7 protein-coding genes are annotated in these 7656 nt (G+C 67.2%); 6 read left to right on the top strand and 1 reads right to left on the bottom strand.

Going from position 1 to position 7656, the window contains the following annotated elements:
* Positions 1 to 4 precede the first annotated feature (4 nt).
* Positions 5 to 1783, top strand: coding sequence for an ABC transporter substrate-binding protein (locus tag AB0I38_RS35670; protein WP_358491776.1), 1779 nt, complete (start codon positions 5 to 7; stop codon positions 1781 to 1783).
* 1 nt (position 1784) lies between these two features.
* Here AB0I38_RS35670 and AB0I38_RS35675 read toward each other — a convergent pair whose 3' ends face one another.
* Positions 1785 to 2609: a universal stress protein gene (locus tag AB0I38_RS35675; protein WP_358491782.1), complete on the bottom strand. Its 825-nt coding sequence runs from the start codon at positions 2607 to 2609 to the stop codon at positions 1785 to 1787.
* 192 nt (positions 2610 to 2801) lie between these two features.
* Between AB0I38_RS35675 and AB0I38_RS35680 the strand changes: the two genes are divergently transcribed.
* The 5 genes from AB0I38_RS35680 (at position 2802) to AB0I38_RS35700 (ending at position 7485) form a co-directional block, all read left to right on the top strand.
* A complete protein-coding gene (locus tag AB0I38_RS35680) occupies positions 2802 to 3026 on the top strand; it encodes a FitA-like ribbon-helix-helix domain-containing protein (RefSeq protein WP_358491787.1) in 225 nt (74 codons plus the stop codon).
* Entirely contained in the window at positions 3023 to 3436 is a 414-nt protein-coding gene (locus tag AB0I38_RS35685) for a type II toxin-antitoxin system VapC family toxin (RefSeq protein ID WP_358491791.1), read from the top strand. The genes AB0I38_RS35680 and AB0I38_RS35685 overlap by 4 nt, the downstream gene beginning before the upstream one ends.
* 79 nt (positions 3437 to 3515) lie before the next feature.
* Positions 3516 to 5627, top strand: a complete 2112-nt coding sequence (gene recD2, locus AB0I38_RS35690; RefSeq protein WP_358491796.1) for an SF1B family DNA helicase RecD2 — start codon at positions 3516 to 3518, stop codon at positions 5625 to 5627.
* A gap of 209 nt (positions 5628 to 5836) precedes the next feature.
* A complete protein-coding gene (locus AB0I38_RS35695) occupies positions 5837 to 6601 on the top strand; it encodes a hypothetical protein (RefSeq protein WP_358491799.1) in 765 nt (254 codons plus the stop codon).
* Between the two features lie 185 nt (positions 6602 to 6786).
* The gene (locus AB0I38_RS35700) at positions 6787 to 7485 is read left to right on the top strand and encodes an HIRAN domain-containing protein (RefSeq protein ID WP_358491802.1); all 699 of its coding nucleotides are present in this window, start codon (positions 6787 to 6789) and stop codon (positions 7483 to 7485) included.
* The last annotated feature ends 171 nt before the right edge of the window (positions 7486 to 7656 follow it).

Genomic DNA, 7656 nt, shown 5'->3' on the forward strand with positions numbered 1-7656 from the left:
GATCATGCCGTTCCACAGGAAAGTCCCACGAGGACGGGCGACGGCCACCGCGGCCGCGCTGATCCTCCTCGCGGCCGCCTGTTCGCAGGGCGACGGCCCCGGGCAGAGCGACTACACCGAGGCCGGCGGCAAGGCCGCCGCGCAGAAGTGGGTCTCCCAGGAGTTCACGCCGAGCACCCTGTCCAAGGATCAGCAACTCGCCGAGATGGACTGGTTCATCAAGGCCGCCGCGCCGTACCGGGGCATGGAGATCAACGTGGTGTCCGAGACGATCACCACGCACGAGTACGAGTCACGTCAGCTCGCCAAGGCGTTCACCGAGATCACCGGGATCAGGCTCAAGCACGACCTGATCCAGGAAGGTGACGTCATCGAGAAGCTGCAGACCCAGATCCAGGGCGACCAGAACATCTACGACGCCTACGTCAACGACTCCGACCTGATCGGCACCCATTCGCGCGGTGACTACGTGCTGCCGCTGTCCGACTACATGGCCGGGGAGGGCAAGGCCGTCACCTCGCCCACGCTCGACCTGGACGACTTCATCGGCATCAGCTTCACCACCGGGCCGGACAAGAAGCTCTACCAGCTGCCCGACCAGCAGTTCGCGAACCTCTACTGGTTCCGCTACGACTGGTTCACCGACCCGGACATCAAGAAGCAGTTCAAGGACGCTTACGGCTACGACCTGGGCGTGCCGGTCAACTGGGCGGCGTACGAGGACATCGCCGACTTCTTCACCAACAAGGTCAACGGCAACGGCACCGTCGACGGCAAGAAGGTCTACGGCCACATGGACTACGGCCGCAAGGACCCGTCGCTGGGCTGGCGCTTCACCGACGCGTGGCTGTCCATGGCGGGCAACGGCGACGCCGGCATCCCCAACGGCCTGCCGGTGGACGACTGGGGCATCCGGGTGGAGAACTGCCGCCCGGTCGGCTCGTCGGTGACCCGTGGCGGCGACACCAACGGCCCGGCGGCGGTCTACGCGCTCACGAAGTACGTCGACTGGCTGAAGAAGTACGCCCCCAAGGAAGCCGCGGGCATGAACTTCAGCGAGGCCGGGCCGGTCCCCGCCCAGGGCCACATCGCCCAGCAGGTCTTCTGGTACACGTCGTTCACCGCCGACATGACCAAACCCGGGTTGTCGATCGTCAACGCGGACGGCACGCCCAAGTGGCGCATCGCCCCGAGCCCGCACGGCGCGTACTGGAAGGACGGCAACAAGCTCGGCTACCAGGACGCCGGCTCGTGGACGCTGCTGAAGAGCACGCCGAAGGAGCGCAGGGCCGCGGCCTGGCTGTACGCGCAGTTCGTGACGTCCAAGACGGTCTCGCTGAAGAAGTCGATCGCCGGTCTGACCTTCATCCGCGACTCCGACATCAAGAGCGACTACTTCTCCGACAACGCCGCGAAGTACGGCGGCCTGATCGAGTTCTACGGCTCACCGGCCCGCAAGCAGTGGACCCCGACCGGCACCAACGTGCCCGACTACCCGAAACTGGCCCAGCTGTGGTGGCAGAACGTCGCCACCGCCGTCACCGGTGAGACCACCGCCCAGCAGTCGATGGACAACCTCGCCAAGCAGCAGGACGACATCCTGTCCCGGCTGGAGCGTCGCGGTTACGGCGGCGCCTGCGCGCCGAAGCTGAACCCGGAGCAGTCCGCCCAGCACTGGCTGGACCAGCCGGGCGCCCCGGTGCCGAAGCTCGCCGACGAGCGCGGCAAGCCGGAGACGCTCGACTACGACAAGCTGATCGCCCAGTGGAAGTCGGGCGACTGAGTCACCTGCCGCTGCGGACGATGGCCAGCGGGCATGGCGCATGCTGCAACATGGCGTTGCTGACGGAGCCGAGCATCATGCCCGCCAGCACGCCATGCCCGTGGGAGCCGACGACCAGCAGGGCGGCGCCCTCGGCGGCCTGGCGCAGCACCTCGACCGGATGGCCCTGCACGACCTCCTCGATCACGGTCACGCCGGGGTGGCGCTCGCTCCGGCCGGCCACCTTCTCCTTGAGCAGGTCGAGCTCGCCACCGACCGAAGTCGGCTCGGGCACGTCCGGCCAGGTGCGAGCGTGCACGGCGCGCAACCGCGCCCCGCGCATCGACGCCTCGGCGAAGGCGAAGTCGAGGGCACGCTCACCGGCGGCCGAACCGTCGACGCCGACGACCACCTCGGGGCGCGGGGACGAAGGCAGCTCGCGCACGACCACGACGTCGCAGGACGCGTGCCCGGCCACACCGTAGGCGACCGAACCGACCAGCATCCCGCGCACGCCGCCCAGCCCGTGGTTGCCGACCACCAGCAGTTCGGCGCCGGCCGCCGCCTTGATCAGGGCCGCGCGCGGATCGCCGGGCAGCAGCGTCGTCTCGACGGTCACCTTGGGCGCCTCGCGCCGGACCCGCTCCTCGCCGGACGCCAGGACCGTCGTGCCGCCCTCGCGCATCCACCGGGCCACCTCGGCGAAGCGGCCTTCACGCGTGTCGACGGCCCACGCGGCTATCGCGTGCGCCACGGTCAGCGGCACCTCGCGCAGCGCCGCCTCCCTCGCGGCCCATCCAGCGGCCTCCAGCCCGGCCCGGGACCCGTCCACTCCGACAACGATCACGACATTCCTCCCATCACGCCACAACATCGCCGTTTACCCCACCATCCTCCCAGCCGCCGGTTCACACCCGAGGCGAACGTCCCTCAAGAACCAGTCCAAGGCCCCCTTCCCTGACCACCCGTCAGAACGGATTCGAGGGATCGAGCCGCCTCCGCGAAAGTATGCATGCAAGGTGCATGCTAATCTGATGGCATGGGAACCATACAGATCAGGGACGTCCCTGATATGACGGAGCGGACGCTGAAGGCGCGGGCCGAGCGCGAAGGCAAGTCCTTGACCGCCTTCGTGCGCGACCTTCTGAACGAGGAGGCGGCCACGCCGACGCTGGATGAGGTGATGGCCAGGATCGCCACTGACGAGCCGGTGCCATACGATCCCGACTTCGTCCGCGAGACGATGCGCGAGGGCGGTCGGTGAGCCTGGTCGTCGACGCGTCGATCATCTTCCGCCTGCTGGCCAATGTGAAGGGCGATGACCTTCTACGGCAGCGGCTGGCTCGCAGGCTGCACGCCCCGGCCCTGATCGATGTCGAGATCGCTTCAGTCGTACGTGGGCATGTGATCACCAGCAAGCCGGAGGTGCGCATCTCCGAGGCGAGGGCGCAGGTCATGCTGGAGCGCTACGCTCAGCTCAAGATCGTCCGTCATCCCATGCTGCCTCTACAGCCGCGCGTGCTGGAGCTGAGGAACAACCTCACCGCCTATGACGGCATGTACGTCGCCCTCGCCGAACTGCTGGGAGTGCCGTTGCTCACCGACGACGCGAAGTTCGCCGGCTCGGCGGGCCACCGGGCCGAGATACACCGCTACCCTCCGCCGCCGACGTAGGTCCCGGGGCGGTCCGGCGAGGTCTGTCGGTGGGGTCTTCTAAGCTGCGAAGCCGTACAGGGATGATTGGATTCTTGCCGTGGACGCCTCGGTCGAGCAGCTCGTGTACGTCCGCGAGGACGAATACACCGTCGCCCGGATGACCGACGAGCACGGGGCCGGGTTCGTCGCCACCGGGCGGGCACTGGCCGGGGTGCAGCCCGGGGAGACGCTCCGACTCACCGGCGAGTGGGGTGAGCACGCGCGTCACGGCCGCCGCTTCCAGGTGGCGACCTGCGAGCGGGTCGTCCCGTCGACGGTCCGGGCCATCCAGCTCTACCTCGGCTCGGGCCTGATCCGCGGCATCGGCCCGCGCCTCGCGCAGGCCATCGTCTCTCACTTCGGCGACAAGACGCTCACCGTCATCGACACCGAGCCGGGGCGGCTGACGGAGGTCGTCAACATCGGCCCGGCCCGGCAGGCGCAGATCGTCGAGGCGTGGCGGGAGCAGAAGGAGATCGCCGCGCTGATGGTGGTCCTCCAGGGTTTCGGCATCAGCCCGCTGCTCGCCACCAAGATCTACCAGGTGTACGGCTCCGACTCGGCCACCATCCTCAAGTCCGACCCCTACCAGCTCATCGGCCAGGTCAGGGGCATCGCCTTCCACACGGCCGACCGGATCGCGCTGCAGTCGGGCGTGTCCGAACGCAGCCCGCAGCGCATCCGGGCGGCGATCCTCGACCGGCTGGAGTCGGCGGCGGCGAGCGGCGGCCACTGCTACCTGTCGATGACCGCGCTGCTCACGCAGACCGCCGAGCTCATCGACCAGGACCAGGACCTGGTGCGGCCGGTGATCGACGTGCTCACGGCCGAGCGGCGGATCGCCGTGGAGGCGGCGCCCGACCAGGTCGTCGTCTACTCCAAGGAGTTGCACAGCCGCGAGGTCAGGCTGGCCGAGCAACTGGCCCGGCTCTGGCAGGCCCGATCGACGCTGCCGATGCGCGACTTCCGCGAGGACCCCGACCTGCACGACGACCAGCGCGCGGCCGTGACCATGGCGTTGACCAGCACCGTCTCCGTGCTCACCGGTGGGCCGGGCTGCGGCAAGAGCCACACGGTCCGGGTGCTCGCGGCCACCGCGCGGGCCATGGGCGGCAGGGTGACGCTGGCCGCGCCCACCGGCAAGGCGGCCAAGCGCCTGTCGGAGCTCACCGGCCTGCCGGCGATGACCGTGCACCGGATGCTGGCCCACGAGCCCGACCCCGACGCCCTGTTCGACCAGGTGCCCGCGCAGGCCGACCTGATCGTGGTCGACGAGGCGTCCATGCTCGACCTGCACCTGGCCACCCGGCTCTGCTCGGCGGTGCCCTCGGGCAGCCACCTGCTGCTCGTCGGCGACAGCGACCAGCTCCCGAGCATCGGCCCCGGCAGCGTGCTGTCCGACCTGCTGCGGGTCGAGGAGATCCCCCGGGTACGGCTGACGCACGTCTTCCGCCAGGCCGACGGCAGCGGCATCATCGCGAGCGCCCACCGCATCCGATCCGGGGAGTTGCCCGCGATCCCGGGCGGTGGCGGCTTCTGGTTCGAAGAGGTGGACACCCCCGAGGCCGTCGCCGAACGCGTCGTCCACCTGGCGACCGTGGCGATCCCGCGCAAGCAGCGGGTGGACCCCGGCCAGGTGCAGGTGCTGTGCCCGATGCGCAGGGGCGCGGCCGGCACCGCCGAACTCGGCCGCATGATCCAGGAACGCCTCAACCCGGCCCGCGACGGGCAACCCGAACACTGGTCCGGCGCCTCCGTCTTCCGCGTCGGCGACCGCGTGATGCCCATCCGCAACAACTACGACAAGGGCGTCTTCAACGGCGAGACCGGCACGGTCACCCGGATCGACCAGGAGCAGCGCCAGGTCGAGCTCGTCATCGACGACGGCGACCCGGTCACCTACGGCTTCGACGAGCTCGACGACCTCACCCACGCCTACGCCATCAGCGTGCACCGCTCACAGGGCAGCGAATACCCGTTCGTGGTGGCGCCCGTCGTCGCCGAGGCCGGCGGCATCATGCTGCGCCGCAGGCTCCTCTACACCCTCGTCACCCGGGCCCGCTCGTGGGTGGTGCTCGTCGGCGACCGCAGGGCCCTGGAGCTCGCGGTAGCCCGCCTCGGCCGCCCCCGCAACACCATGCTCACCCGCCGCCTGACCCAGACCCTCTGACCGAATCACAGCCCGCACGCTCTCAAGCCCAGCGTCACAATGGCAGAAGGCCGACGACGCACAATATTGGGCCATTTGACCACCAATGACATACACGGCTATGAGATGAAATCGGCAGCATCTCCCCTTCTTGGACGAAAATCCATACCGACGTTCAGGCCGCTGATGATTTAGCTTTTCCGGCGAAATATTCGTGTACGGTTCCACTCGTGGCCGGACCTTTTTCAGTGGTGAATGTCACCGACTGGGCAGTTGATCTTTATGAGGCTGACGGCTCAGAGGAAAAGATCTGGCTCGTCGAGCATGGAGGTGCGCGTCGTCGTGCCCTGTTCAAGCCAAATGTCCGCAACGACACCGCCGAACAGGCAGATCATTGGCCTGAGAAGCTCGCCTCGGAAATAGCGACGGCGCTGAATGTGCCCAGAGCTGATGTTGATCTAGCCGTCAGGTCCGGCCGTCGGGGATGCGTGTCCTACGATGTCAAACCTTGCGACTGGCAGCTACAGCCCGGCTTCCTCCTGCTCACCGAATTCCTGGGAGAGAATCACGACCCAATGGACAAACGACACAGTGGGCACACTTTGCCGAATGTTCGTGACGCCCTCCATGGCTATGGACAGCCGCCGGGGTTCAACGGTCCAGTCACGTTCAACGCCTTCGACGTATTCGCCGGTTATACGGTCCTCGATGCTCTAATCGCCAATCGCGATCGACATCCGGCAAACTGGGCCGTTCTGATCGGCCCTGAGTCTGGCGATTCGCTCCTGTGCCCTTCTTATGATCACGCGACAAGTCTCGGATTCAGCCTCACAGATGCAAGGCGGCACCGAATCCTCCGGACAGCGAGAGACTGGGAAGCGTTCCTTCGAAGAGGCACCGCCTGGCGATTCGAAGGATGCCGTAAGGACCCTAACGGACTTCGCCAGAGCGGCATTGAACCTGGTCAGCGCACCGGTCCGCACCTACTGGCTTGACCGCGTGGAGGCATGCGGAAAAGATCGCATGAGTGAGCTGGTTGCGCGAGTCCCAGAAATGTCGGCGGCAGCGCGTACGTTCGCGCTGGAGCTCGTAGACGCAAACAGGAGGAGGCTACTCGATGGCTCGCTCGACTCACTCCCCGTCCTTGCACACATACGGAACGACCAGCTCCCCTCGACTGGTGGTCGCCCTACAGGACCGTAGGTCGCGTCAGATCGCTCCGGTCGGCTTCCTGGAGAAGACCGACGAGGGCTTCGCGTTCGCCTACCTGCGTCGGGTCATGGACATGCCAGGCTTCAGGCCTCTGTTCGGGTTCGCAGACCTGGAACGCCGCTACGCTTCCCCCACTCTCTTCCCCTTGTTCAGCCAGCGCCTGATGAATCCCCAGCGGTCTGATTACGGCAAGTACCTTATGGTGCTGGGTCTGACCAGCGGTTCGCCGCCGTTGACGGTGCTTGGCCGATCCGGCGGCCGACGCGCCGGAGATTCAATCTTCCTTGTCCCTGAGCCATACGTTGATCCGGAGGGCCACACCTCCTCGGTGTTCTTCGTACACGGCCTTCGCCACATGGCGGGCGCGGAGTCGCGGATTTCCCTGCTCAGCGTGGGTGATGACCTTGGCCTCCGCGATGATCCGACGAACCCGGCGAACCGTCACGCGTTGCTGGTCACGCGCGAAGGTGACGAGCTCGGCTGGGTGCCAGACCTCCTACTCGACTATGTGCACCATGTGCGGGATGCAGGGAATATGACGCTTCGTGTCGGCCAGGTCAATGGCTCCGACGCCCCGGCCAATCTACGCCTGAGGGTCCAGCTCGACGGCTCGGTGCCACACGACTACTCGCCATTCCGCGGAAAGGAATGGGCCACCTTCGGCTGACTCTGCTCCCGGCGAGCGGCTCAGAATGAGCCGCTCGCCGACGATGGCCACGGCTACGGCGACCGGCCCGCGCTGTGTGTCCGTGGCCGTGCAAAAGTAGCCGCAGGTGGCCGGGTTGAGGTCACCGCTGGTGGCCAGTTTTAAGTCCCCACGTCTGTTCGTGCGCGTCTG

The sequence above is a fragment of the Nonomuraea cavernae genome, assembly GCF_040655715.1.
Taxonomy (GTDB): Bacteria; Actinomycetota; Actinomycetes; order Streptosporangiales; family Streptosporangiaceae; genus Nonomuraea; species Nonomuraea cavernae_A.

What these genes read in the sequence shown, in the direction of transcription:
- AB0I38_RS35670 (WP_358491776.1), top strand. Translation starts at nt 5, where the DNA reads ATGCCGTTCCACAGGAAAGTCCCACGAGGACGGGCGACGGCCACCGCG.
- AB0I38_RS35680 (WP_358491787.1), top strand. Translation starts at nt 2,802, where the DNA reads ATGGGAACCATACAGATCAGGGACGTCCCTGATATGACGGAGCGGACG.